22 protein-coding genes are annotated in these 24,542 nt (G+C 69.3%); 16 read left to right on the top strand and 6 right to left on the bottom strand.

Annotation, left to right across the window (positions count from 1 at the left end; genetic code table 11):
• Window positions 1-9 precede the first annotated feature (9 nt).
• The 9 genes from E9232_RS26545 (at window position 10) to E9232_RS26505 (ending at window position 10,178) form a co-directional block, all read left to right on the top strand.
• Window positions 10-1,431, top strand: coding sequence for a virulence factor family protein (locus E9232_RS26545; RefSeq protein ID WP_309799226.1), 1,422 nt, complete (start codon window positions 10-12; stop codon window positions 1,429-1,431).
• Window positions 1,432-1,546: 115 nt separating this feature from the next.
• Window positions 1,547-3,034: a replicative DNA helicase gene (locus E9232_RS26540; RefSeq protein ID WP_309799224.1), complete on the top strand. Its 1,488-nt coding sequence runs from the start codon at window positions 1,547-1,549 to the stop codon at window positions 3,032-3,034.
• Window positions 3,024-4,142 (top strand): alanine racemase, encoded by a 1,119-nt coding sequence (alr, locus tag E9232_RS26535; protein ID WP_309799222.1) that lies wholly within the window; start codon window positions 3,024-3,026, stop codon window positions 4,140-4,142. Before E9232_RS26540 ends, alr begins: the two co-directional genes overlap by 11 nt.
• Window positions 4,139-4,909 carry an MlaE family ABC transporter permease gene (locus E9232_RS26530; RefSeq protein ID WP_309799220.1) on the top strand — a complete coding sequence of 257 codons (771 nt, stop codon included), beginning with the start codon at window positions 4,139-4,141 and terminating at the stop codon, window positions 4,907-4,909. Before alr ends, E9232_RS26530 begins: the two co-directional genes overlap by 4 nt.
• Window positions 4,910-4,916: 7 nt before the next feature.
• The gene (locus tag E9232_RS26525) at window positions 4,917-5,696 is read left to right on the top strand and encodes an ABC transporter ATP-binding protein (protein ID WP_309799218.1); all 780 of its coding nucleotides are present in this window, start codon (window positions 4,917-4,919) and stop codon (window positions 5,694-5,696) included.
• A gap of 14 nt (window positions 5,697-5,710) precedes the next feature.
• On the top strand, window positions 5,711-7,150 hold the full coding sequence (gene radA, locus E9232_RS26520) for a DNA repair protein RadA (protein ID WP_309799216.1): 1,440 nt from the start codon (window positions 5,711-5,713) through the stop codon (window positions 7,148-7,150).
• Window positions 7,137-7,919 (top strand): CvpA family protein, encoded by a 783-nt coding sequence (locus E9232_RS26515; RefSeq protein ID WP_309799214.1) that lies wholly within the window; start codon window positions 7,137-7,139, stop codon window positions 7,917-7,919. Before radA ends, E9232_RS26515 begins: the two co-directional genes overlap by 14 nt.
• Window positions 7,920-7,987: 68 nt before the next feature.
• Complete coding sequence (purF, locus tag E9232_RS26510) at window positions 7,988-9,454, top strand: amidophosphoribosyltransferase (protein ID WP_309799765.1); 1,467 nt, start codon at window positions 7,988-7,990, stop codon at window positions 9,452-9,454.
• Between the two features lie 4 nt (window positions 9,455-9,458).
• Entirely contained in the window at window positions 9,459-10,178 is a 720-nt protein-coding gene (locus tag E9232_RS26505) for an SDR family NAD(P)-dependent oxidoreductase (RefSeq protein WP_309799212.1), read from the top strand.
• Window positions 10,179-10,184: 6 nt separating this feature from the next.
• Here the strand turns inward: E9232_RS26505 and E9232_RS26500 are convergent, their stop codons facing one another.
• The 4 genes from E9232_RS26500 to E9232_RS26485 form a co-directional block, all read right to left on the bottom strand.
• The gene (locus E9232_RS26500; protein WP_309799210.1) at window positions 10,185-11,021 is read right to left on the bottom strand and encodes a transglutaminase-like domain-containing protein; all 837 of its coding nucleotides are present in this window, start codon (window positions 11,019-11,021) and stop codon (window positions 10,185-10,187) included.
• A gap of 213 nt (window positions 11,022-11,234) precedes the next feature.
• Window positions 11,235-12,125 (bottom strand): 3-hydroxyisobutyrate dehydrogenase, encoded by an 891-nt coding sequence (gene mmsB, locus E9232_RS26495; RefSeq protein ID WP_309799208.1) that lies wholly within the window; start codon window positions 12,123-12,125, stop codon window positions 11,235-11,237.
• A gap of 43 nt (window positions 12,126-12,168) precedes the next feature.
• Complete coding sequence (locus tag E9232_RS26490) at window positions 12,169-13,242, bottom strand: enoyl-CoA hydratase/isomerase family protein (protein ID WP_309799206.1); 1,074 nt, start codon at window positions 13,240-13,242, stop codon at window positions 12,169-12,171.
• 21 nt (window positions 13,243-13,263) lie between these two features.
• Complete coding sequence (locus E9232_RS26485) at window positions 13,264-14,403, bottom strand: acyl-CoA dehydrogenase family protein (protein WP_309799205.1); 1,140 nt, start codon at window positions 14,401-14,403, stop codon at window positions 13,264-13,266.
• A 300-nt stretch (window positions 14,404-14,703) separates the two neighbouring features.
• Between E9232_RS26485 and E9232_RS26480 the strand changes: the two genes are divergently transcribed.
• On the top strand, window positions 14,704-15,108 hold the full coding sequence (locus E9232_RS26480; protein WP_309799203.1) for a heme-binding protein: 405 nt from the start codon (window positions 14,704-14,706) through the stop codon (window positions 15,106-15,108).
• A gap of 24 nt (window positions 15,109-15,132) precedes the next feature.
• Here the strand turns inward: E9232_RS26480 and E9232_RS26475 are convergent, their stop codons facing one another.
• The gene (locus E9232_RS26475; protein WP_309799201.1) at window positions 15,133-15,639 is read right to left on the bottom strand and encodes a hypothetical protein; all 507 of its coding nucleotides are present in this window, start codon (window positions 15,637-15,639) and stop codon (window positions 15,133-15,135) included.
• Window positions 15,640-15,992: 353 nt separating this feature from the next.
• Here E9232_RS26475 and E9232_RS26470 point away from each other — a divergent pair, with 353 nt between their 5' ends.
• From E9232_RS26470 to E9232_RS26445, 6 genes are read left to right on the top strand one after another with little or no spacing between them, the layout of a single operon-like run.
• Window positions 15,993-16,808 carry an ABC transporter ATP-binding protein gene (locus E9232_RS26470; RefSeq protein ID WP_309799199.1) on the top strand — a complete coding sequence of 272 codons (816 nt, stop codon included), beginning with the start codon at window positions 15,993-15,995 and terminating at the stop codon, window positions 16,806-16,808.
• Window positions 16,805-18,724 carry a long-chain fatty acid--CoA ligase gene (locus tag E9232_RS26465; RefSeq protein ID WP_309799198.1) on the top strand — a complete coding sequence of 640 codons (1,920 nt, stop codon included), beginning with the start codon at window positions 16,805-16,807 and terminating at the stop codon, window positions 18,722-18,724. The genes E9232_RS26470 and E9232_RS26465 overlap by 4 nt, the downstream gene beginning before the upstream one ends.
• 4 nt (window positions 18,725-18,728) lie before the next feature.
• Window positions 18,729-19,622 (top strand): branched-chain amino acid ABC transporter permease, encoded by an 894-nt coding sequence (locus E9232_RS26460; protein ID WP_309799197.1) that lies wholly within the window; start codon window positions 18,729-18,731, stop codon window positions 19,620-19,622.
• A complete protein-coding gene (locus E9232_RS26455) occupies window positions 19,622-20,707 on the top strand; it encodes a branched-chain amino acid ABC transporter permease (protein ID WP_309799195.1) in 1,086 nt (361 codons plus the stop codon). Before E9232_RS26460 ends, E9232_RS26455 begins: the two co-directional genes overlap by 1 nt.
• Window positions 20,708-20,746: 39 nt before the next feature.
• Window positions 20,747-22,030, top strand: coding sequence for an ABC transporter substrate-binding protein (locus tag E9232_RS26450; RefSeq protein ID WP_309799194.1), 1,284 nt, complete (start codon window positions 20,747-20,749; stop codon window positions 22,028-22,030).
• A 1-nt stretch (window position 22,031) separates the two neighbouring features.
• The gene (locus E9232_RS26445) at window positions 22,032-22,865 is read left to right on the top strand and encodes an ABC transporter ATP-binding protein (protein ID WP_309799193.1); all 834 of its coding nucleotides are present in this window, start codon (window positions 22,032-22,034) and stop codon (window positions 22,863-22,865) included.
• Here the strand turns inward: E9232_RS26445 and E9232_RS26440 are convergent.
• Window positions 22,862-24,379, bottom strand: a complete 1,518-nt coding sequence (locus tag E9232_RS26440; RefSeq protein WP_309799191.1) for a class I adenylate-forming enzyme family protein — start codon at window positions 24,377-24,379, stop codon at window positions 22,862-22,864. The two genes, E9232_RS26445 and E9232_RS26440, sit on opposite strands and share 4 nt — an antisense overlap.
• Window positions 24,380-24,542: the final 163 nt, after the last annotated feature.

The raw sequence follows: 24,542 nt of genomic DNA, 5'->3' as shown, positions 1-24,542 counted from the left end.
TCCTGGCTTGTGGCCGCCGCAGCGGGTGTGGCGGCGGGCGTCGCCGTGGTCGCGGCGACCTGGTTCCTGCCGGCCGAGCGCGCCTCGGCCACGCCGCCGCGGAACTATGATGGCGGCGACCTCGGCTCGATCCGACTGTGGCAGCCGGCGGACCAGCCCGGCGCCATGGTCTTCCTGCTGTCTGACGCCACCGGCTGGACGCCCGAGTTCGAAACCGCCGCGGAGCAGTTGCAGGCCACCGGCGCCTTCGTCGTCGGCGTCGACCTCAAGAGCTACCTCGCCGGGCTGGACAAGAACGACGACACCGACTGCCATTCCCCGGCCGGCGATTTCGAGGATCTGAGCCAGCGGCTGGAGCGCGAATACAAGTTCAGCACCTACCGCGCCCCGATCGTGGTCGGCACCGGCCAGGGCGCGACCATGGCCTATGTCGCGGTCGCCCAGGCGGCGGCGAAGACCACGATCCAGGGCGGCGCCAGCATCGGCGCGATGCCGGCGGTGCAGACCAAGCTGCCGCTGTGCTCCGGCCCCAACGACCTGCCTGCAGCGACGCCGGCCCCGGGCGGCGGCTTCACCTACGGCTCGCAGCCCCATATCCCCGGCTGGTGGCGCGTCGGCCTCGAGCAGCCGGACCCTGCGGTGTCCGCCTTCGCCACGGCGTCGGGCGGCGAGGTCGTGACGCTGGACAAGGGCTCGTCCCTGGCCGACCGGGTGACGGCGATGCTGCCCCAGGACGCGAAGGCGACCGACCCCGACAGCGCGGCGGTCAGCAGCCTGCCGCTGGAGGAGCTGCAGGCCGCCGGCCCCTCGCCCACCCTCGCCATCATCTATTCCGGTGACGGCGGCTGGCAGGATCTCGACAAGACCATCGGCGAAGCCCTTCAGAAGTCTGGGGTTTCGGCGGTCGGCGTCGACAGCCTGCGCTATTTCTGGAGCCAGCGGACGCCGGACCAGACGGCCAAGGACCTGGCCCATATCATCGACCACTACACCAAGGCCTGGGGCGCCCAGCACGTGGTGCTGATCGGCTATTCCTTCGGCGCCAATGTGCTGCCCTTCGCCTTCAACCGGCTGCCGGCGGCGGAGAAGGCCAAGGTCACGCAGCTGAGCCTGCTCGGCCTCGCCGAACGCACCGATTTCGAGATCCGCGTCACCGGCTGGCTGGGCGTCAGCGCCGACGACGACGCGCCGCCGGTGCTGCCGGAGCTCAAATCGATCGACCCCGCCCGCATCCAGTGCTTCTACGGCGAGGAGGAGGACGACACGGTGTGCCCGAACCCCGCCATGGCCGGTACCGAGATCATCAAGACCACCGGCGGCCACCATTTCGACGGCGATTACGACAGCCTGGCGAAGGTGATCATGGACGGCGCCGCGAAGCGACTGCAGGCCGGCAGCCCGGGCGCCGCTATCAAGACGACAACACCCTGATTTGACATCGGAATTCCGGTTGTCCACAGATCTGTGCACATTTGATCCCGCTATCCACAGGATGACGGGCCGGTGGTTCTGGCGATGCCCCGCCCGGCTGGGGTAGGGTGGGCCTATGGAGAAATCGCGCCCCGACGCCCCCCTCACCCTCGTTCACAGCGCCGACCCGATGGCGAGCCCGAACTACCGCCGGATGCCGGCGAACGAGGAAGCCGAACAGGCGCTGCTGGGCGCCATCCTCGCCAACAACGCCGCGCTGGAGAAGGCCTCGGACTTCCTGCGGCCCGAGCATTTCTACGTGCCCGCGCATGGCCGGATCTATGGCGCCGCGATGCGACTCGCCGAGCTGAACCGGGTCGCCGACCCGATCAGCCTGAAGCAGTATTTCGAGACCGACAACGAGCTGGAGGGCGTCGGCGGCGCCCAGTACCTGACCGACCTGGCGGCCAGCGTGGTCTCGGTGATGAATGCCGAGGACTACGCCCAGACCATCTACGACCTGTCGCTGCGGCGTCAGCTGATCCTCGCCGGCGAGGAGATCGTCAACGACGCCTACAAGCTCGACAACGAGCAGGACGGCCCGGCCCAGATCCAAGAGGGCGAGGAGAAGCTGTACCGCCTCTCCAGCTCCGGCGTGCTGCGCAAGGATTTCGAGCCGTTCGGCGACATCCTGGCCCGCGCGGTCGAGGCCGCCGGCAAGGCGCTGGAGCGCGACACGCCGCTGACCGGCGTGACCACCGGCCTGGCCGAGATCGACAAGATGATGGGCGGCCTGCAGCCGTCGGACCTGATCGTGCTGGCCGGCCGCCCGGGCATGGGCAAGACCGCGCTGGCCACCAACATGGCCTTCAACGCCGCCACCGCCTACCTGCGCAAGAACGGCAAGGAAGGCGCCGTGGTCGGCTTCTTCTCGATGGAAATGTCGTCCGACCAGCTCGCCGTCCGTATCCTGTCCGAGGTCGCCGAGATCCCGTCGGAGAAGATCCGCAAGGGCGATATGAAGCGGGCGGACTTCCCGCGCGTGGTCGAGGCCGCCAACCTGATCCGGCAGACCCCGTTCTTCGTCGACGACACCGCCGGCGTCTCGATCAGCACCTTAAGAACGCGCGCCTTGCGACTGAAACGGCAGCACAATCTCGGCATGCTGGTGGTCGACTACATCCAGCTGATGAGCGCCGGATCGACCAAGAAGAACGAGAACCGGGTGCAGGAGATCTCCGAGATCACCCGCGGCCTGAAGATCCTGGCCAAGGATCTGAGCATCCCGGTGATCGCCCTGTCCCAGCTGTCGCGCCAGGTCGAGAACCGCGAGGACAAGCGGCCGCAGCTGTCCGACCTTCGCGAATCCGGCTCGATCGAGCAGGACGCCGACGTGGTCATGTTCGTCTATCGCGAGGCCTACTACCTGTCGAAGGGCGAGCCACCCGAGGGCACGCCGGAGCACCAGGACTGGATGGCGGCGATGGACCGGGTCCACAACGTCGCCGAGGTCATCGTCGCCAAGCAGCGCCACGGCCCGACCGGCACGCGGCGCCTGCATTTCGAGGGCCAGTACACCAAGTTCTCGAACCTGCAGACCGACCCCAGCTTTGATGACCAGTGAGGATGCGGCGCTGGGCCGGGCCGGCGCCCTCCTGACCATCGACCTCGACGCCGTCGCCGAGAACTGGCGCCGGCTTTCGGCACAGGGCACGCCGGCGGAATGCGGCGCCGTGCTCAAGGCCGACGGCTACGGCCTCGGCGCCGCCCAGGTCGGCCAGGCCCTGGCCGCCGCCGGCGCCCGCAGCTTCTTCGTCGCGCATCTGGAAGAAGGCATCGCCCTTCGGGCGGTGCTCACCGAACCCCGCATCGTCGTCCTCAACGGCCTGCTGCCAACCCATGCGGCGGAGTACAGCGCCCATCGCCTGGTCCCGGCGCTGAATGACCCGGGGGAGATCGCGGCCTGGGCCGCCCATGCCGCGGCGCTGGGCACCACCCTGCCCGGCTTCGTCCATCTCGACAGCGGCATGAACCGCCTCGGCCTGGCGCCGGAGGACCAGGACCGGCTGGCCAGCGACCCGTCCGCGCTGTCCGGCATCACGCCCATCACCTGGATGACCCACCTCGCCTGCGCCGAGGAGACTGGGAACCCGATGAACCGGGCCCAGTTGCAGCGGTTCCGCCAGGCCGTCGCCAGGCTGCCGCCGGCGCCGGTCAGCATCGCCAACTCATCCGGCATCTTCCTCGGTCCAGACTTCCTGGGCGACCTGACCCGGCCCGGCGCAGCCCTCTACGGCATCAACCCCACGCCGGACCGGCCGAACCCCATGATGGGGGTGGTGCGGCTGCAGGCCCGGATCCTGCAGACCCGCCGCGTTGACACCCCCATGACCGTTGGATACGGTGCGGCCCACCGCGTGGAGGGTCCCGGCCGGATCGCGACGATCGCCGTGGGCTATGCCGATGGCGTTCTCCGCGCCTCGGGTGACAGGGGCGCCGTGCGCATCGCAGGCTTCACCGCGCCGATCACCGGCCGCATCTCGATGGATCTGATCACGGTGGACGTGACCCACATTCCCGAACCATTGGCGGTGCCTGGCGCCCTGGCCGAGATCATCGGCCCGGACCTGCCGCCCGAGCGGTTGGCCGCGAGCGCCGGGACCATCGGCTATGAGATCCTGACCAGCCTCGGCCGGCGCTACGCCCGGCACTATGTCGGCGGCGCCTTATGAACTTCCTCGCCGCGATCGGCCGGGCCTTCCTCGCTTTCCTGGCCGCCATCGGACGCCTCGCCCTGTTCGCCGCGAACGGGCTGGTGCAGTGCGTCCGGCCGCCCTTCTATCCCCGGCTGTTCGGGCGCCAGATCGTCGATATCGGCTACTACTCGCTGCCGGTGGTCGGGCTGACGGCGCTGTTCACCGGCATGGTGCTGGCGCTACAGACCCAGGCGGGATTCAGCCGATTCGGCGCCGGCGGCTTCGGCGCCAGCGTCGTCCTCCTGTCGGTGGTGCGCGAGCTGGGGCCGGTGCTGGCCGGTCTGATGGTCGCCGGCCGCATCGGCGCCTCGATGGCCGCCGAGATCGGCACCATGCGGGTGACCGAGCAGATCGACGCGCTGAGCACCCTGTCGACCAACCCGTACAAGTACCTGGTGGCACCACGGCTGATCGCCGGCCTGCTGATGCTGCCCTGCCTGGTCATCGTCGCCGACATCATCGGCGTGTTCGGCGGCTTCCTGATCAGCGTCTACCGGCTGGACGCCAACCCCTCGGCCTATATGGTTTCGACCTGGCAGGCTCTCGAAGTCGAAGACGTCGTCCTCAGCCTGGTCAAGGCCGCGGTGTTCGGCTTCGTCGTGGCGCTGATGGGCAGCTATCACGGCTACAACTCGCGCGGCGGCGCGCAGGGCGTGGGCGCGGCCACCACCAACGCGGTGGTCTCCTCCTCCATCCTGATCCTGCTGTTCGACTTCATGATCACCGGGCTGTTCGTGGGGTAATGCGGCGATGACCACCACCACCCCCAAGATCCGGCTCGAGGGCGTCACCAAGGCCTTCGGCCCGAAGCAGGTGCTGTGCGGCATAGACCTGGAGATCGCGGCCGGCGAATCCCTGGTCGTGATCGGCGGCTCCGGCACCGGCAAGTCGGTGCTGCTGAAGTCGATCCTCGGCCTGATCCGGCCGGACAAGGGCCGCATCCTGATCGACGGCGTCGAAACCAGCCGCCTCTCAGGTTCCGACCGGGTGGCGCTGATGAACCGCTTCGGCATGCTGTTCCAGGGCGCCGCCCTGTTCGACAGCCTGCCGGTCTGGGAGAACGTGGCCTTCGGCCTGATCCAGGGCCGCGGCGTGGCGCGCAAGGCGGCCAAGGACATCGCCGTCAGCAAGCTGGCCCAGGTCGGCCTCGGCCCCGACGTCGCCATGCTGTTCCCGGCCGAACTGTCGGGCGGCATGCAGAAGCGCGTCGGCCTGGCCCGTGCCATCGCCGCCGAACCCGAGATCATCTTCTTCGACGAGCCGACCACCGGCCTCGACCCGATCATGGCCGACGTGATCAACGACCTGATCGTGAAGTGCCGTCGCGACCTGGGCGCCACCACCCTGTCGATCACCCACGACATGGCCAGCGCCCGCAAGATCGCCGACCGCATCGCCATGATCTACGAAGGCCGGATCATCTGGGCCGATCGTGCGGAAAAGGTGGATGATCCCGGCAACCCCTATGTCGACCAGTTCGTGCATGGCCGCGCCGACGGGCCGATCCAGATGCAGGTCCGCGTCTCCTGACGTAAGGTTGGCCCGTGGCCAAGAACACCACCCGCTACATCTGCCAGAACTGCGGCGCCAGCTTTCCCCGCTGGGCCGGGCGCTGTGAATCCTGCGGCGAGTGGAACACGCTGGTCGAGGAGGTGGTCGAAGCCACGCCCAAGGCCTTCGGCGGCGCCAAGAACGCCGCGACCGGCCGCGCCCTGGCCTTCACCGACCTGACCGCCGCCACCATCGAGGAGCCGCGCTGGCGCAGCGGCAATGAGGAGTTCGACCGGGTCTGCGGCGGCGGCATCGTCCCCGGCTCGGCCATCCTGATCGGCGGCGACCCGGGCATCGGCAAGTCGACCCTGGTGCTGCAGGTGCTGTGCCGCCTGGCCGGCACCGTCGAATGCGCCTACGTCTCGGGCGAGGAGGCGGTCGACCAGATCCGCATGCGGGCCCGGCGCCTGGGCTTGGCCGACGCGCCGATCCGCCTCGCCGCCTCCTCCAACGTCCGCGACATCATCGCCGCCATGGACCGGCCGGACGGGCCGCGGGTGGTGGTGATCGATTCGATCCAGACCATGTTCCTGGATGCGCTGGAGAGCGCGCCGGGCACCGTGGCCCAGGTCCGCGCCTCGGCGGCGGAGCTGATCCGCCATGCCAAGCGCCGCGGCGCCGCGCTGCTGATCGTCGGCCATGTCACCAAGGACGGTGCCATCGCCGGCCCGCGGGTGCTGGAGCACATGGTCGACAGCGTCCTGTATTTCGAAGGCGAGCGCGGCCATCAGTTCCGCATCCTGCGCGCGGTGAAGAACCGATTCGGCGCCACCGACGAGATCGGCGTGTTCGAGATGACCGATGGCGGCCTGGCCGAGGTCTCCAACCCGTCCGAGCTGTTCCTGGCCGACCGCAGCGGCGACGTCTCCGGCGCCGCGGTGTTCGCCGGGCTGGAGGGCACCCGGCCGGTGCTGGTCGAGATCCAGGCCCTGGTCGCGCCCTCGCCGCTGGGGACCCCGCGCCGCGCCGTGGTCGGCTGGGACAGCGCCCGCCTGGCCATGGTGTTGGCGGTCTTGGAGGCGCGCTGCGGCGTCGCCATCGGCATGAACGACGTCTATCTCAACGTCGCCGGCGGCCTGCGCATCGCCGAGCCGGCGGCCGACCTGGCGGTGGCTGCAGCCCTGGTCTCGTCGCTGACCGGCGTGCCGGTACCGCGCGAGACCGTGGTGTTCGGCGAGATCGGCCTGTCCGGCGAGATCCGCGCGGTGGGGCAGAGCGAGGCCCGGCTGAAGGAAGCGGCGAAGCTTGGATTCACCGCCGCGATCGTGCCACAAGGACACCCGAAGAGGGGCCGCCCCGCCGGCCGCGACGCGATCCCGATCGAGCGCCGCGGCCTCGCCCGGCTCGAAGAGCTGGTGGCCCTGTTCGGCGTGGAAGGGCGCGGAGCAGGCACCGGCCGACGCAAGAGTTTCGAGGAGAGTGATTCTGGATAGCCTTCCCATCGCCGCCGGCGACATCGCGATCCTGATCATCCTCGCCATCTCCGCCTTCCTGGCGCTGGCGCGCGGCTTCGTCGCCGAGGTGCTGTCGATCGCCGGCTGGGTCGGCGCTGCCCTGGTCACGCTATGGACCTATGGCGACGCGAAGCCCTATCTGCGGCAGTACATCCAGATGCAGCTGCTGGCCGACATCCTGACCGGGGTCGGCATCTTCATCGTCGCGCTGGTGATCTTCTCCACCATCAGCCACATGCTGGCGAAGGTGGTGAAGGGATCGGCGCTGAGCGCGGTCGACCGGTCGCTGGGCTTCCTGTTCGGGCTGTTGCGCGGCGCCGTGCTGGTGTGCCTGGGCTACCTGCTGCTGACCTGGGTGTTCCCCGAGACCAAGCGGCCGCCGTGGCTGGAGAACGCCCGGATGCTGCCCTGGGTCCAGGCCGGCTCGGACTACCTGAAGAGCCTGGTGCCGCAGGAGATGGTGGCCAGCGCCCTCGACAAGGCGAAGCAGGAGGCCGGGCCGCTGACGCCGCAGACCATCACCGACCCGATCGGCAGCCTGCTGAACCAGGGCCAGCCCGCAGCACCGGCGGCGCCGGCCCAGCCGGTGCAGCAGCCGGCAGCTCCGGCCCCCGCGCCCGCCCCGGCTCAGCCGGCACCGGCCCAGCCGGCGGCACCGCGGCCGGCCGCGCCGACCCTGACGCCGACACACCCGACACAGACGCATCCGGCCCCCCCGTCGAACGCGGGTGCAACCGGTGGCGGTTGACACTATATAGGCGCCAGACGTTCCGAATGGCGCCGATGGCGCCCAGGATCAGGAGCTACCGCAGCTTCATGCTGACGACAGACCCCTTCGACCTCCACGGCGACACGCTGCGGGAGGAGTGCGGCATCTTCGGCATCATGGGCCATCCAGAGGCCGCGCCGATGACCGCGCTCGGGCTGCACGCCCTGCAGCATCGCGGCCAGGAAGCCTGTGGCATCGTCTCCTATGACGGCGAGCAGTTCCACGCCCACCGGGCCATCGGCCATGTCGGCGACACCTTCTCGGCGCATTCGGTCGTCAGCCAGCTCAAGGGCAACGCCGCGATCGGCCATGACCGCTATGCCACCACCGGCGGCGCCGGCCTGCGCAACGTCCAGCCGCTGTTCGCTGATTTCGAGTTCGGCGGCTTCGCCATCGCTCACAACGGCAACCTGACCAATGCCGGCCGGCTGCGCCACCAGCTGGTCAGCCGCGGCTGCCTGTTCCAGTCGACCTCGGACACCGAGGTGTTCCTGCACCTGATGGCGACCGCGCGCGGCGGCAACGTGATCGACCGGCTGGTCGAGGCGATGCGCCAGGTCGAGGGGGCCTATTCGCTGATCGCCCTGGCGCCCGAGCATGTCATCGGCATCCGCGACCCGATGGGCTTCCGGCCGCTGGTGCTGGGCAAGCTGGAGACCGCGTCCGGCACCAGCCATGTCCTGGCGTCGGAGACCTGCGCGCTGGACATCATCGACGCAGAGTTCGTCCGCGACGTCGAGCCGGGCGAGATGGTGGTGCTGCAGGGCGGCAAGGTCACCAGCATCAAGCCGTTCCAACCGGCCGAGCGCCGCTTCTGCATCTTCGAATACGTCTACTTCTCCCGGCCCGACAGCGTGGTCGAAGGCGCCTCGGTCTACCAGGCGCGCCGCCGGATCGGCTCCGAGCTGGCGATCGAATCGCCCGTCGAGGCCGATGTCGTCATCCCGGTGCCCGATTCGGGCGTGCCTTCCGCCATCGGTTTCGCGGCGCAGAGCGGCGTGCCGTTCGAGCTCGGCATCATCCGCAACCACTATGTCGGCCGCACCTTCATCGAGCCGAGCGACCAGATCCGCCATCTCGGCGTGCGCCTGAAGCACAACGCCAACCGGGCGATGATCGAAGGCCGCCGGGTGGTGCTGGTCGATGATTCGATCGTGCGCGGCACCACCAGCCAGAAGATCGTGAAGATGGTGCGCGCGGCCGGCGCCAAGGAGGTCCATATGCGGATCTCCAGCCCGCCGACCACCAACCCCTGCTTCTACGGCGTCGACACGCCGGAGAAGTCGAAGCTGCTGGCGCACAACTATTCGGTCGAACAGATGACCGAGCTGATCGGCGTCGACAGCCTGGCCTTCATCTCGATCGACGGGCTGTACCGGGCGATGGGCGCGCCGAAGCGGGCCGGCAATGCCCGCCAGTTCTGCGACGCCTGCTTCACCGGCGACTACCCGACGCCGCTGACCGACAACGAGGCGGCGCCGCGCCGCAGCTCCTCCCTCTCCGAGCGCACCTGAGCCGATGACCGAGACCACGAGGCCCCTGGAGGGGCGGATCGCGCTCGTCACCGGGGCGTCGCGCGGCTTCGGCGCCGCGGTCGCGGTCCGGCTGGCCGGCGCCGGCGCCCATGTCGTCTGCGCCGCCCGCACCGTCGGCGGGCTGGAAGAGACCGACGACGCGATCAAGGCGGTGGGCGGCAGCGCCACGCTGGTGCCGATGGACCTGTCGAAGTTCGAGCAGATCGACCTGCTCGGCGGGTCGCTGGCCCAGCGCTTCGGCAAGCTCGACATCCTGGTCGGCAGCGCCGCGATGCTCGGCCATCTCGGCCCGGTCGCCTACAGCGACGCCAAGGTCTGGGCCCAGGTGCTGGACCTCAACCTGACCGCCAACTACCGGCTGATCCGCTCGGCCGACGCGCTGCTGCGGGCCGCCGCCGCGCCGCGCGCGGTCTTCGTCACCGACCGGATCGCGCGGACCGGCATCGCCTATTGGAACGCCTATGCCGTGGCCAAGGCCGGGCTGGACACCCTGGCCGGGCTGTATGCGGCGGAGACGGCGAAGACCGAGCTGCGGGTTGCGCTGTTCCATCCCGGCCCGATGACCAGCCGCCTGCGCGAGCAGGGCTTCCCCGGGGAGCCCCAGGGCAGCCAGCCGGCGCCGGACGCCGCCGCCGACCGCCTGCTCGCCCATCTGCTGTCCGGCGACGGGCTCACGGCCGGCAAGGTCGCCGACTGGGACTGATCGCCGTCAGGCGTCCTCGGCCGGGTCCCGCGTCCAGCCCGTGACCTCCTCCGACCACACCTTGAAGCCGGCCAGCGTGGTCATGCCGAAGCTGTTGCTGAGCGCGACATCCGCCGCGTCGCGCCCGCGGGCCATCAGCACCCGGCCGATGCGGGGCTTGTTGTGGCGGGCGTCGAAGGTGTACCAGCGGCCGCCGAGATAGGCCTCGAACCAGGCGCTGAAATCCATCGGCGCCGGGTCCGGCGGCAGGCCGATATCGCCGAGATAGCCGGTGCAGTAGCGCGCCGGGATGTTCATGCAGCGGCACAGCGTGATGGCGAGATGCGCGAAGTCGCGGCACACGCCGGTCCGCTCCTCATACACGTCCCAGGCCGATTTGGTCGGCCGCGCATGGTCGTAGCCGAAGCGCACATGCTCATGCACGAAGTCGCAGATCGCCTGCACCTTGGCCCAGCCGGTCGGGCCCGTGCCGAACAGCTTCCACGCGGTCTCGGACATCAGGTCGGTCTGGCAGTAGCGGCTGCCGAGCAGGAACACCAGGCTGTCCTCGGGCAGCGCCGGCACCGGGATCTCCGCCGCCTCCGGCACCACCGGCTCGGTCAGGCCGCTGTCCAGCACGATCGCGTCGGTGGAGAAGCGGATCTTGCCCGCCGGCGCCAGCACCCGGCCGCAGCGGTTGCCGAAGCTGTCGACATAGGTCTCGATCGGCACGGCCGGGTCGGTGCGCAGCAGGTCGGGCGTGGTCACATCCGCGTCGCGCGACGGATGGATCCGCAGCATCACCAGCATCGGCGTCGGCTGCGGGCAGTCATAGACCAGATCAAATCCGACGCGAATCCGCATGACCCATCCTTCTGTGGCCGCATTGACGGCACTCTCGGGTCACGCCCTCCCCCGACATTCCGGCGGTTCTGATCCGGCTTGGGCTCCACGGCACGAAACACGGGCCGAAGCCGCTGCTGCGCGATCGTAACAGATGCGCGGCGGTTTGGGTTCCGGCATCGGCCGACACCGCCGCGTCGGGTCAATCCTGTGCCGACCGGGTCGGACCGATCGCTATTCGCCGGCGATCATCTTGAAGATTCCAGAGAAATCAGTATCTTTCTGACCTTCGTTCACAAACAAGGTGTAAAGCGCGGCCGCCGCGGCGCCCAGCGGCGTGGCAGCGCCGGCGGCCTGGGCCGCGGATTGCGACAGGCGCAGATCCTTCAGCATCATCGCCGCGGTGAAGCCGGCCGCGTAGTCGCGGTTGGCCGGCGAGGTCGGCACCGGCCCGGGCACCGGGCAGTAGGTGGTCAGCGACCAGCACTGGCCGGAGCTCTTGGACGCCACGTCGAACAGCGCCTGGCGCTCCAGCCCCAGCTTGTCGGCCAGGGCGAAGGCCTCCGACACCGCGATCATCGAGATGCCGAGCACCATGTTGTTGCAGATCTTCGCCGCCTGGCCGGTGCCGGGGCCGCCGGTGTGGACGATGGTCTTGCCCATCGCCTGCAGCACCGGATCGGCGCGGGCGAAGGCGTCGTCCGCGCCGCCGACCATGAAGGTCAGGGTGCCGGCCGTGGCGCCGCCGGTGCCGCCCGAGACCGGGGCATCGACCATGGCGAAGCCGCGGCCCGTCACCTCCCTCTCGATGGCGCGGGCGCTGTCGACGTCGATGGTCGAGCAGTCGATCAGCAGCCCGCCGGCGGGCGCGTTGACGCAGACGCCGTCGGCGCCGAGATAGGCCTCGCGGGCATGGGCGCCGGTCGGCAGCATGCTGATCACCACCTGCGCCTCGTCCACCGCCGCGGCGATCGAAGGCTTGGCGTCGATCCCCTCCTTCGCCACCGCCGCGCGGACGGCGTCCACCGGATCGTAGCCGGTCACCTGGTGCCCGGCCTTGAGCAGGTTCAGCGCCATCGGCCGGCCCATATGGCCGAGCCCGAGAAAGGCGATACGCAGCGACATCGGGGTCTCCTCACACCGGGCGTGGACCGCCCGCCTATCTCGTTCAGTCGAAGGTCAGCTCGGGGCCGGGCAGCGGCTGGAAGTAGGCGGCGACATCGGCCTCGTCGACCGCATCCAGCATCGCCGGCCGCCATTTCGGGTCGCGGGTCTTGTCGACCAGCTGGGCCCGGATGCCCTCGAACACATCCGGCGCGGACAGGAAGCGGTGGACCATGCGGAACTCCATCGCCGCCACCGCGTCATAGGGCATGGTCTTGCCCTGGCGCATCTGGCGCAGCGTGACCTTCAGGCTGGTCGGCGACCCCGCCCGGATCTGCGCCGCCGCGGCCGTGGCCCAGTCGCCGCCCTCGGCGTCCAGGGCGGCCAGGATCTCCTCCACCGTGTCATGGCGGAAGCAGGCGTCGATCACCGGGCGCAACGGCGGCAGGGCGGCCGCACCGGGATCGGCGGCGAAGTCCTGCAGCACCGATTCCGCCACCAGCCCGCCATTGCCGATCCACGCGGCATCGGCCAATGCCGCAACCAAATCGTCGATCCGGGCCGAGGCGACATGATGCGTCGCCAGCCGGGTGTACAGCAGGTCGGCGGCGTGCAGCCGGGCGCCGGTCAGCGCCAGATAGGTGCCGGTCTCGCCCGGGCAGCGCGACAGGAACCAGCCGCCGCCGATGTCCGGGAACAGGCCGATGCCGCATTCCGGCATGGCGCACATCGCCTTCTCGGTCGTCACCCGGTGCGAGCCATGCACCGACAGGCCGAGTCCGCCGCCCATGGTGACGCCGTCGAGCAGCGCGATCCAGGGCTTGGGGAAATGGTGGATGGCGTGGTTCAGCCGGTACTCGGTGCGGAAGAAATCCGCCTCGGGATCGCCGGTCAGCGCCGCCTTGGCCGCGGCGGGGCCGAGGTCGTAGACCGCGCGGATGTCGCCGCCGGCGCAGAAGGCGCGGTCGCCGGCGCCGCGCACCACCACGGCGTGCAGATACGGATCGTCGGTCCATTCCGCGATCTTCGGCAGCAGCGCCCGGCACATCCCCAGCGTCAGCGCGTTCAGCGCCTTCGGCCGGTTCAGGGTGACGATGGCGATCGGCCCCTCGCGGTCGAACAGGATCTCGTCGGTCATCCCTTGCTCACTCGGCCGCCCTCATTCCGCCAGCAGGCGCCGGGCCACGATCAGGCACATGATCTCGTTGGTGCCTTCCAGGATCTGGTTGACGCGGACGTCGCGCAGGAAGCGCTCCACCGGATACTCCTTGATGTAGCCGTAGCCGCCATGCAGCTGCAGCGCATCGTTGCAGATCCGGAAGCCGGCGTCGGTGGCGAAGCGCTTGGCCATGGCGCAATGCTGGGTCGCGTCCGGGTCGCGGCGGTCGAGCGAATCCGCGGCGCGGTGGATCATCAGCCGGGCGGCATCGAGGTCGATCGCCATGTCGGCCAGCTTGAACTGCAGCGCCTGGAATTCGGCGATCTTGCGGCCGAACTGGCTGCGCTGCAGCATGTGGCTGCGCGCCGCCTCCAGGCAGGCGCGGGCGCCGCCGACCGAGCAGGCGCCGATGTTGACCCGGCCGCCATCCAGCCCCTTCATGGCGAAGGTGAAGCCCTGCCCCTCCTCGCCCAGCCGGTTGGCGACCGGGACGCGGCAATCCTCGAAGATCACCGCGGTGGTGACCTGGCTGTTCCAGCCCAGCTTCTTCTCCTTCTTGCCGAAGGACAGGCCGGGCGTGCCCTTCTCGACGATCACCGCCGAGATGCCCTTCGGCCCCGCCTCCCCGGTCCGCACCATCACGACATAGACGTCGGAGGTCGACCCGCCGGAGATGAAGGCCTTGGAGCCGTTCAGCACATAGTGGTCGCCGTCCCGCACCGCCCGGGTGCGCAGCGACGCGGCGTCGGAGCCGGAGCCGGGTTCCGTCAGGCAGTAGCTGGCGAAGCGCTCCATGGTCATCAGCGTCGGCAGGAAGCGGGCCTTCAACTCCTCCGACCCGAAGCTGTCGATCATCCAGCCGACCATGTTGTGGATCGAGATGTAGGCGGCGGTGGAGACGCAGGCGGCCGACAGCTCCTCGAACACGATGGCGGCGTCGCGGCGGGTCAGCCCGCTGCCGCCATGGGCCTCGCCGCAATAGAGGCCGGCGAAGCCCAGCGCCGCGGCCTGGCGCAGCGTGTCGACCGGGAAGATCTGCTCCTCGTCCCAGCGGGCGGCGTGGGGGGCCATCTGCTCCACGGCAAAGGCGCGCGCGGCATCGCGGATGGCGTCCTGGTCGGCGTTCAGTGTGAAGCTCATGGCAACAGCGTGGCCGCAACCGGCCGCGGGATCAAGGGGCGTCGCGTACGATTGTTTCGCGGTGCCTGTCCCCTGTCCGTCATGGCCGGATCAAGTCCAGGACTGTCCGGTTGAGCTTTCCAGGTTGAGAATGAGGCACAGGTCTCAACTTTTAATGTCATTGCCCGGCTTGACCGGGCAATCCTGGGGCCACAAAGAGCCGCTCTGGCCGGCCCTGGATGCCACGGTCAAGCCGTGGCATGACAAAGTGAGGAGCGGTTGTTGCTGTTCTCTCGATACTCTCCTGTCCCGGAGCCTTTCATGTCCGACTTCGCCCCTGCCCTCGAGGAAGCCCAGGCCGTCCTATCCCGCGCGGTGGCCGATGCGGCGGCGCGCGGCCGGCGGATCGCGGCGGTTGTGATCGACCGCGGCGGCCACATCGTGGCGGCGGCGCGGATGGACGGCGCCGACCATCTGACGCTGGCCATCGCCCAGCGCCGCGCCGCGGCGGCGGTGCATTTCGCCGAGCCGACCCGCGGCGTCGCCCTGCGCCTCGCCCGCGACCCGGTCGAGGCGGCGCTGCTGGCCGGCCTGCCGGAGATGCTGGTGCAGCCCGGCGGCTTCCCCTGGCGCGACGCCGGGGCGGTGGCCGGCGCGCTCGGCATCGCCGGGGCGGGCGCCGAGGACGACCACGCGATCGGCGACGCCGCGATCGGGATGCTGTGAGCGCGTGGCGGCCCGGCCCATCCGTCACTCGGTGTCCGGGGCGTCCGGCTTGTAGATCTTGAAGCCGAGCCCGAGGGACCGGCAGAGGCGGTCGGCGGCGGTGGCGACGGCGATGGTCTCGGTGTCGAGCATCTCGACCACATCGGGCTCCTGTAGCCGCACCGCCAGCCCGGCCCGAAGGGCCGGGATCAGGGCGGGATCGGCGTATTTCGCAAAGTCCCGCTCGACCGCGGCGGTCACCGCCTTCCGGCGCTTGGCCCGGATCGCCTGGATCTCCGCCGGGCTGCCCGCCGACCGGGCCGGGCGCCGCGTGCTCGGCCCAGCCCTGGCCGCCACCGCCGCGGCCTCGTCGGCCTTCGAGCCGGCGGCTCTCGCCCGGGCGGCCTGGGCCTCGGCAGCGAGGGGGCGGGCGCCCTCGTCATCCCCCAGCTGCATGCTCATCTCGGCGAGGCGGGTAAGCATCTCCACCTGCTGCAGCGCGAGGCGGCGGCAGTAGGCCTGGATGTCGAGGTCTTCTGGTGCCTTTTCCATAGAACACATCATGAACGAGATGAGCCAGTTAACACAATGCGCATTGTGTTTATCAGGCCAGCTCACCCTCACCGTCATTGCGAGCGCAGCGAAGCAATCCACGTCGACGCCTGGCATGGATTGCTTCGTCGGCTTCGCCTCCTCGCAATGACGAAGGGGGGGAGCGCTACCCCGGGGACGCGAGGCCAGCGCGCAGCCCCTCGACCAGCGCCCATCCCTAACAGCTTTTACCGGCTTGCGTTTTTCCGGCTGCATCCGCGACACTGCGGTGCGGCGGATTGTCTCGACACGATCCGCCCGGGAAGCACCCGGCAGACGGTGCGCCCGGTCGATTGGGCTCAGGGGGGAGAGACATGCAGGCCGGGACCGCAGGGGCCCCATCGGATGACGCGCTGCTGACCGCCGATGCGGTCAGCCTCGCCTTCGGCGGGGTGAAGGCGCTGACCGAGGTCGGCTTCACCGTCCGGCGCGGCGAGCTGTTCTCGATCATCGGCCCGAACGGCGCCGGCAAGACCTCGATGGTCAACTGCATCTCCGGCCGCTACAGCCCGACCGCGGGGCGCATCCTCTACAAGGGCCGCGACATCACCCGGCTGAAGCCCAGCGCCCGGGCCGAGCTCGGCCTCGGCCGCACCTTCCAGAACCTGGCGCTGTTCGCCCACATGTCGGTGCTGGACAACATCATGGTCGGGCGCCACCACCTGCTGAAGAACAACGTCCTGACCGGGGCGCTGTGGTGGCTGGGCGGCGCCCGGCAGGAGGAGCTGAGCCACCGCCGCGCGGTCGAGGAGATCATCGATTTCCTCGAGATCCAGCATGTCCGCCGCGCCCTGGCCGGCACCCTGTCCTACGGCCTGCGCAAGCGGGTCGAGCTGGCCCGCGCCATCGCGCTGCGGCCCGACCTGATCCTGCTGGACGAGCCGATGGCCGGCATGAACCTCGAGGAGAAGGAGGACATGGCCCGCTTCATCGTCGACCTCAACGCCGAATGGGGCATGACGGTGATCATGATCGAGCACGACATGGGCGTGGTGATGGACATCTCGCACCGGGTCATGGTGCTGGATTTCGGCCGCAAGATCGCCGAGGGCGAGCCCGAGGCGGTGCTGGCCGACCCCCATGTCCGCCGCGCCTATCTCGGCGAAGTCGACGAGGAGGCGGCGGCTTGACCGACGCCCCACTCGACACCTTCCCCAAGCTGGTCGCCCGCAACGCGGCGCAGTGGCCGGATGCGGTGGCGCTGCGCGAGAAGGATTTCGGCATCTGGCGCGAGATCAGCTGGGCCGGCTTCCACGCCCGGGTGCGCGACCTTGCCCTGGCCCTGCGCGCCCTGGGCATCGGGCCGGGCGCCGTGGTCGGGCTGATCGGCGACAACCGGCCGGACTGGGTGGCCGGTGAGATCGCCACCCACGCCGCCGGCGCCATGAGCCTGGGCCTGTACCGCGACGCGCTGGACGAGGAGGTCGCCTACCTGATCGACCATGCCGGCATCGCCCTGGTGCTGGCCGAGGATGAGGAGCAGGTCGACAAGCTGCTGGCGCTGGGCGACCGCATCCCCAGCCTGCGCCACATCGTCTACACCGACCCGCGCGGCATGCGGAAATACGACGACCCGCGGCTGCTGCCGGTCGAGGCCTTCATCGCCGGCGGCGCCGCGCTGGAGGCCGCCGAGCCCGGCCTGTACGACCGCATGGTGGCGGCGACGCGCGGAGACGACGTCGCGGTGCTGTGCACCACCTCCGGCACCACCGCCCACCCCAAGCTGGCGATGCTGTCGGCCGGTTCGCTGATCCGGCACAGCGCCAGCTACCTCGCGGTCGACCCCAAGGGGCCGAAGGACGAATACGTCTCGGTGCTGCCGCTGTCCTGGATCATGGAGCAGGTCTACGTCTTCGGCAAAGCGCTGCAATGCCGGATGGTGGTGAACTTCGTCGAGGAGCAGAGCACCACCTGGGCCGATTTCCGCGAGATCGGGCCCAGCTTCGTGCTGCTGGCGCCGCGGGTGTGGGAGGGGCTGGCCGCCGATGTCCGCAGCCGGATGATGGATGCCTCCGTGCTCAAGCGCCGGCTGTTCGACCTCGGAATGAAGATCGGACTGAAAGCACTTGATCGGAAGCGAAAATCACCGCTTTCGAAGCTGCTGCTGTTCGCCGCCCTGCGCGACCGGCTGGGCTTCTCGCGGCTGCGCTCGGCCGCGACCGGCGGCGCCGCGTTGGGGCCTGACACCTTCCGCTTCTTCCTCGCCATGGGCGTGCCGCTGCGCCAGCTCTACGGCCAGACCGAGCTGCTGGGCGCCTACACCATCCACGCCGCCGACGATGTCGATTTCGACACGGTCGGCGTCGCCTTCGACGAGACGGTCGAGCTGCGGATCGACGCGCCGGACCCCAACGGCGTCGGCGAGATCGTCACCCGCCACCCCAACATGTTCCTGGGCTACTACCGCAACGAGGCGGCGTCGACCGCGGACCTGCGCGACGGCTGGCTGGCCACCGGCGATGCCGGCTATGTCGACGCCCGCGGCCATCTCGTGGTCATCGACCGGCTGAAGGACCTCGCCGTCACCAGCGGCGGCGACCGCTTCAGCCCGCAGCACATCGAGAACAAGCTGAAATTTTCGCCCTTCGTCGGCGAGGCGGTGATCCTGGGCCATGGCCGGCTGGACCTAGCCGCGATCATCTGCATCCGCTTCCCGATCGTGTCGAAATGGGCGGAGAAGAAGCGGATTTCCTTCACCACCTACACCGACCTGTCGGGCCGCGACGAGGTCTATGCCCTGCTGCGCCGCGAGGTCGAGACGGTGAATGCCGGGCTGCCCGAGGCCCAGCGCATCCGCCGCTTCCTGCTCTTGTACAAGGAGCTGGACGCCGATGACGGCGAACTGACCCGCACCCGCAAGGTGCGGCGCGGCGTGATCGGCGAGAAATACGGCGACATCATCGACGCGGTGTATCGCGGCGACCCGGCGATCCCGGTCGACACCACCATCGCCTTCCAGGACGGCACGAAGCAGCGGATCCGGACCACGCTGAAGGTGGTCGACCTCGCGCCCGGCCGGCCCGGCCAGCGCCACGCGGCGGAGTGAGCCGATGAACCTCTCCTTCCTGCTGCAGCTGCTGGTCAACGGCGTCATCGTCGGCACGCTGTACGGCGTGGTCGCCATGTCCTTCGTGCTGATCTACAAGGCCAGCCGGGTGGTGAACTTCGCCCAGGGCGAGTTCCTGCTGATTGGCGCCTGGATCTGCTGGTGGGTGCTGACCAAGTACCAGGTGCCCTTCGTGATCGGCTTCGCCATCACCCTGGTGTTCATGCTGGTGTTCGGCATCCTGCTGCAGCTGGTGGTGCTGCGGCCGATGATCGGGCAGCCGGTGATCTCCGTCATCATGGTGACGATCGGGTTGTCGCTGATCTTCCAGCCGATGATGGCCTGGATCTTCGGCGTCTCGGCCCAGCCCTTCCCGCCGATCTTCGAGACCCAGTCGGTCAACATCCTCGGGCTGCAGGTGCAGACGGTCTACATCCTGTCGATGGCGATCAGCCTGTTCATCATGGGCGGCTTCGCCTGGTTCTTCAAATTCTCGCGCATGGGGCTGGCGATGCGCGCCACCGCCTTCGACCAGCAGGTGGCGCAGTCGATGGGCATCTCGGTCAAGCAGGTGTTCGCCATGGCCTGGGCGATCTCGGCCATGGTGTCGTCGGTGGCCGGCATCGTGGTCGGGGTGGTCAACGGCGTGTCCTCCGCCTTGTCCGGCTTCGGCATCAAGGTGTTCCCGGCGGTGATCCTGGGCGGGCTGGACAGCGTGGTCGGCGCGGTGGTGGGCGGGCTGATCATCGGCATCCTCGAGCATTTCGCCCACTGGCTCGACGTCACGGTCCTGGGCTGGGGCAACATGCTGAAGATCGCCCCCTTCTACGTCCTGATCGTGATCCTGATGATCAAGCCCTACGGCCTGTTCGGCACCAAAGACATCGAGCGGATGTGATGGCCAACGCCTATGCCCGCCCCTGCGGCGACTTCCGCACCAGCTACGGCGCCGACACCACCATCTTCGCCGACGCCTTCAGCCGGCGCAGCGTCATCGTCATCCTGCTGCTGCTGGCGGCCTCGCCGATCGCGGTGCAGCTCGGCTGGCTGTCCAAGGGCTGGATCGACAGCTTCATCGAGATCGGTTACCTCGCGGTCGCGGCGCTGGGCCTCAACATCCTGGTCGGCTTCACCGGCCAGATCTCGATCGGCCATGCCGTGTTCTTCGGCTTCGGCGCCTTCGCCTCGGCCTGGCTGAACCGCACCACCGGCATCCCCGTCTTCTTCTGCATCCCGCTGGCCGGGATCCTGACCGCGGGGGTCGGGCTGGTGTTCGGCATCCCGGCGGCGCGGATCAAGGGCCTGTACCTCGCCATCGCCACCCTCGCCGCCCAGGTCATCCTCGAGGATTTCTTCGCCCGCGCCGGCTGGTTCACCGGCGGCGTCGCCGGCGCCACCGCCGCCCCGGTGATGCTGTTCGGCCGGGAGGTCGACCGCATCAACTACTTCTACGTCGTGCTGTTCTGGGCGGTGCTGCTGTTCCTGGCCGCGACCAACCTGATGCGCTCGCGCGACGGCCGCGCCTTCGTGGCGGTGCGCGACCACTACCTCGCCGCCGAGATCATGGGCATCAACCTGACCAAGTACCGGGTGCTGTCCTTCGGCATCGCCGCCTTCTACGCCGGGGTCGGCGGCGCCCTCTACGCCCATTACCTGCAGGTGGTCTCGGTCGAGGAGTTCACCATCCTCAAATCGATCGAGTTCCTCGGCATGGTCATCATCGGCGGGCTCGGCTCGATCATGGGGTCGATCCTGGGCACCATCTTCATGGTGTCGCTGCCCGATGTGATGGACTGGCTGGTGCGGCTGATCCGCGGCACCTGGCTGTACAAGACGCTCGACCTGCGGGTCGGCATCAACTTCCTGAAGGAGATGGCGGTCGGCGTCGCCATCATCCTGTTCCTGATCTTCGAGCCGGACGGGCTGGCCCATCGCTGGCGCCAGATCAAGGCCTGGTGGAAGCTGTATCCCTTCTCGTACTAACCCGGCCGCGACAGAACGGCCGCCATGGAGGAGACACCGATGTCGAGACGATCCCTGCTCGCCGCCACCGCTTTCATCGGCCTCTGCGCCGCCGCACCGGCTGTGGCGGACGACATCCCGGTCGGCCACATCGCCGACCTGACCGGCCCGACCGCCTCGATCGGCGTGCCCTATGCCGATGGCGTCGCCGACACGCTGAACTGGGTGAACGAAAATGGCGGGGTCGACGGCGACAGCATCGCCTTCGAGACCTACGACTACGCCTACAAGGCGCCGCAGGCGGTGTCGGAATACCAGCGGCTGGTGGCCAACGAGCATGTGGTGGCGATCGCCGGCTGGGGTACGGCCGACACCGAGGCGCTGATCGAGTTCATCGGCAAGGACCAGATCCCCTACTTCTCCGGCTCCTATTCCGGGGCGCTGACCGACCCGACCGGCAAGGCGCCGAAGGCGACCAAGGCGACGCCGTTCAACTTCTTCTACGGCCCCTCCTACTCCGACGCCTGCCGCGCCCTGGCGCAATGGGCGGCCGAGGACTGGAAGAAGAAGGGCGGCCAGGGCACCCCGAAATGGGTGCATATGGGCGACAACCACCCCTACCCGAACTCGCCCAAGGTCGCCTGCAACGAATACGCGAAGGAGCTGGGCTTCGAGGTGCTGGACCCGATCCAGTACACCATGGCGCCGGGCGACTTCACGCCGCAATGCCTGACGCTGAAGGAGAAGGGCGCCAACTACGCCTACATCGCCAACATCGCCGGCTCGACCCCCTCGCTGCTCAACGCCTGCGCCACCGCCGGCACCAAGGTGCAGTTCGTGGCCAATGTCTGGGGCTATGACGAGAACATCATGAAGGCGGCCGGCGCCAACGCCGACGGCGTGGTGGTCGCGGTCCGCACCGGCGCGATCTGGACCGACAAGGGCGCCGGCATGGACCGGGTGCGCGAGATCTCGAAGATCAGCGATTCCGGCGGCCAAGCCTACCGCCCTCTCAGCTACATCGCCGGGGTCTGCGCCACCTCCTACATGGTCGAGGCGATCAAGGCGGCGAAGGCCAAGGGCGCGGTCGGCGGCGTCGCCATCCGCGACGCGATGTACGACAAGAAGGACTGGGTGCCGGCCGGGCTGGAGGGGGTGTGCCTGCCCTCGACCTGGACCGCCACCGACCATCGCGGCCTGATGACCGTGCCGATCTACCAGGGCCATGTGAAGGGCGCGACCCAGGGCAAGGAGGTCTCCGCCCTGATGGCCGACGGCACCATGGCGCTGGAGAAGGTCGGCGAGATCACCCTGCCCCGCCGCCCGGAATGGCTGGGGTATTGAGATGAGCCAGGCGGCGCCCGCGGCGGCGGCCCTGCCGGAAACGGCGCCGCCCTTGCTCTCGGTCGAGAACATCGAGGTGGTCTACAACGACGTCATCCTGGTGCTGCGCGGCCTCAGCCTGACGGTGCCGAAGGGCGCGATCGTGGCGCTGCTCGGCGCCAACGGTGCCGGCAAGTCGACCACGCTGAAGGCGATCTCGGGCCTGCTGCGCACCGAGGACGGCGCCGTCACCCGCGGCGGCATCACCTATGACGGCCAGCCGATCCACCATCTCGACCCCGGCGCCATCGTGCGCCGGGGCATCTTCCAGGTGATGGAGGGGCGCCGCATCGTCGCCGACATGACCTGCCTGGAGAACCTCCGGCTCGGCGCCCACACCCGGCGCGACCGCGAGATCGGCGACGACATCGACCGGGTCTACGGCTATTTCCCGCGGCTGCGCGAGCGCACCGGCCTGGCCGGCTACCTCTCGGGCGGCGAGCAGCAGATGCTGGCGATCGGCCGGGCGCTGATGGCCCGGCCGAAGCTGATCCTGATGGACGAGCCCTCGATGGGCCTGTCGCCGCTGCTGGTGAAGGAGGTGTTCGGCATCATCCGCCAGCTCAACGCCGAACTCGGCCTGACCATCCTGCTGGTCGAGCAGAACGCCCGGATGGCGCTGTCCTGCGCCAGCTACGGCTACATCATGGAGAACGGCAAGGTGGTGCTGGACGGCACCGCCGAGGCCCTGGCGGCCAATGAGGACGTCAAGGAGTTCTACCTCGGCGGCGCCGGCGAGCAGCGCCGGAGCTTCAAGAACCTGAAGAGCTTCAAGCGCCGCAAGCGCTGGCTTTAGGCCGCTCCCTTCAACTGCTCGATCATCATCAGCAGCGACCGGCGGTCGATCTTGCCGAGGTTGTTGCGCGGGATCTCCTCGACGATCTCGAGCCATTCCGGGACCTTGTAGTCGGCCAGCCGCGCCGTCACATCGGCCAGGATCTCCCGGGAGGTGGTGCGCGCACCGGGCTCGAGCTGCACGAAGCCCGCCACCCGCTGGCCCAGCACCGCATCGGCGACGCCGACCGCCGCGGCGGTCCTGACGGCGGGATGGGCGGCCAGGGCCTCCTCGATCTCGACCGGGGAGATGTTGGTGCCGCCGCGGATGATCAGCTCCTTCTTGCGCGACACGAACCAGAGATCGCCGGCCTCATCCTGCCGCATCAGGTCGCCGGTCTGGTACCAGCCGTGCCGCGGCGCGCCTTCGACCGCGCCCGGCCCGGCCCAGTAGCCGATACTGACATCGGGACCCCGCACCAGGAGCTCGCCGATCTCGCCGCGCCGCACCGGCAGGCCGCGGTCGTCGACCAGGCGCACCTGCGCGCCCTTCACGATCCGGCAGGCCGGGCCGGACACCGGCCGGTAGGCCATCGCGGCGATGGTCTCGGTCGCGGCCCAGATCGAATGCAGCGGGCAGCCGAACACCGCCGGGAACTGGTCCTGCAGCTGCTGCGGGCAGACGTCGCCGCCGGTGATGCAGCTGCGCAGCGACGCGACGTTGCGCGGCTGGACCTTCTGCCGTTCGAACAGGAGGCCGAACATGTAGGGCATCGCCAGAAGCCAGGTGCAGCGATGACGCTCGACCACGTCCAGCACGACGTCGGGGTCGAAGCGGTCGAGCAGGATGAACGGCACGCCGAACCTGACATAGCCCAGGAAGGTGAACAGGCCGCTGGCATGGCCCATCGCCGTGGCCATGACCGCGACGTGGCTGCCGTCGAGCCCCCAATTCGCCAGCGACTCAGCGCCGGCCCCCAGGGTGGACGGGGTGTGGATCACCAGCTTGGGCTGGCCGGTGGTGCCGGAGGTGGTGATCAGCACCGCGGGGGCGTGGGCGTCGACGGTGTCGGGCACCGGCGCGCCGTTGGTGTCGCCGAACAGCACCGTCCAGGGCTGCGCCCGCCCGTCATCGGCGCCGGCCCCGATGACGAAACGCCGGTCCGAGGCGAGAACCGCGCGGTCGACGGCGGCGATGCGCGCATAGAGATCGGCATCGCCGATGTAGAGGGCGGGCCGCAGCCGCTCCAGCAGCGGGATCAGCTCCGCCGCCTTGAACGCGGTGCGGAACGGCACCGCGATCGCGCCGACCAGGAAGCAGGCGTAGTAGGCGACGACCATCTCGGGCCGGTTCACCATGTGCAGGACGACGCGGTCGCCCGGCCGGACACCCCGGGCGGCAATGCCGAGGGCCAGGTCGCCGGCCTCCTGCGCCAGCCGCTGATAGGTCCAGGTGTCCTCGCCGCTGACGAAGGCCACGCTGTCCGGCTGCGTTTCGGCACTGTGGCGCAGCGCTGCGATAGGCGTGAAAGTCATTCGACTCTCCAAACGACAAACATGAAGGTTTCAGGGCGGCGGTCTTCGCCGCCCGGCAGCAGAGTTAAGTTCTGAGCGAGATCGGAGGGCAGTGTCCGGCCGATCAGTTCAGCGCCAGGACACGCGGCGTCTCTCGCTGTGACGAGAAATTGGCGCCCCGGGA

Origin of the sequence: Inquilinus ginsengisoli (assembly GCF_031453975.1) — a bacterium.
GTDB classification, from domain to species: Bacteria; Pseudomonadota; Alphaproteobacteria; order DSM-16000; family Inquilinaceae; genus Inquilinus; species Inquilinus ginsengisoli_A.
Note: the sequence above shows the minus strand (reverse complement) of the source record. Positions and strands in the feature narration are given on the sequence as shown.

What these genes read in the sequence shown, in the direction of transcription:
- E9232_RS26540 (WP_309799224.1), top strand. Translation starts at nt 1,547, where the DNA reads ATGGAGAAATCGCGCCCCGACGCCCCCCTCACCCTCGTTCACAGCGCC.
- E9232_RS26445 (WP_309799193.1), top strand. Translation starts at nt 22,032, where the DNA reads ATGAGCCAGGCGGCGCCCGCGGCGGCGGCCCTGCCGGAAACGGCGCCG.
- E9232_RS26490 (WP_309799206.1), bottom strand. Translation starts at nt 13,242, where the DNA reads ATGACCGACGAGATCCTGTTCGACCGCGAGGGGCCGATCGCCATCGTC.
- E9232_RS26500 (WP_309799210.1), bottom strand. Translation starts at nt 11,021, where the DNA reads ATGCGGATTCGCGTCGGATTTGATCTGGTCTATGACTGCCCGCAGCCG.
- E9232_RS26480 (WP_309799203.1), top strand. Translation starts at nt 14,704, where the DNA reads ATGTCCGACTTCGCCCCTGCCCTCGAGGAAGCCCAGGCCGTCCTATCC.
- E9232_RS26455 (WP_309799195.1), top strand. Translation starts at nt 19,622, where the DNA reads ATGGCCAACGCCTATGCCCGCCCCTGCGGCGACTTCCGCACCAGCTAC.
- alr (WP_309799222.1), top strand. Translation starts at nt 3,024, where the DNA reads ATGACCAGTGAGGATGCGGCGCTGGGCCGGGCCGGCGCCCTCCTGACC.
- E9232_RS26470 (WP_309799199.1), top strand. Translation starts at nt 15,993, where the DNA reads ATGCAGGCCGGGACCGCAGGGGCCCCATCGGATGACGCGCTGCTGACC.
- E9232_RS26475 (WP_309799201.1), bottom strand. Translation starts at nt 15,639, where the DNA reads ATGGAAAAGGCACCAGAAGACCTCGACATCCAGGCCTACTGCCGCCGC.
- E9232_RS26460 (WP_309799197.1), top strand. Translation starts at nt 18,729, where the DNA reads ATGAACCTCTCCTTCCTGCTGCAGCTGCTGGTCAACGGCGTCATCGTC.
- mmsB (WP_309799208.1), bottom strand. Translation starts at nt 12,125, where the DNA reads ATGTCGCTGCGTATCGCCTTTCTCGGGCTCGGCCATATGGGCCGGCCG.
- E9232_RS26450 (WP_309799194.1), top strand. Translation starts at nt 20,747, where the DNA reads ATGTCGAGACGATCCCTGCTCGCCGCCACCGCTTTCATCGGCCTCTGC.
- E9232_RS26505 (WP_309799212.1), top strand. Translation starts at nt 9,459, where the DNA reads ATGACCGAGACCACGAGGCCCCTGGAGGGGCGGATCGCGCTCGTCACC.
- E9232_RS26530 (WP_309799220.1), top strand. Translation starts at nt 4,139, where the DNA reads ATGAACTTCCTCGCCGCGATCGGCCGGGCCTTCCTCGCTTTCCTGGCC.
- E9232_RS26485 (WP_309799205.1), bottom strand. Translation starts at nt 14,403, where the DNA reads ATGAGCTTCACACTGAACGCCGACCAGGACGCCATCCGCGATGCCGCG.
- E9232_RS26440 (WP_309799191.1), bottom strand. Translation starts at nt 24,379, where the DNA reads ATGACTTTCACGCCTATCGCAGCGCTGCGCCACAGTGCCGAAACGCAG.
- purF (WP_309799765.1), top strand. Translation starts at nt 7,988, where the DNA reads ATGCTGACGACAGACCCCTTCGACCTCCACGGCGACACGCTGCGGGAG.
- E9232_RS26525 (WP_309799218.1), top strand. Translation starts at nt 4,917, where the DNA reads ATGACCACCACCACCCCCAAGATCCGGCTCGAGGGCGTCACCAAGGCC.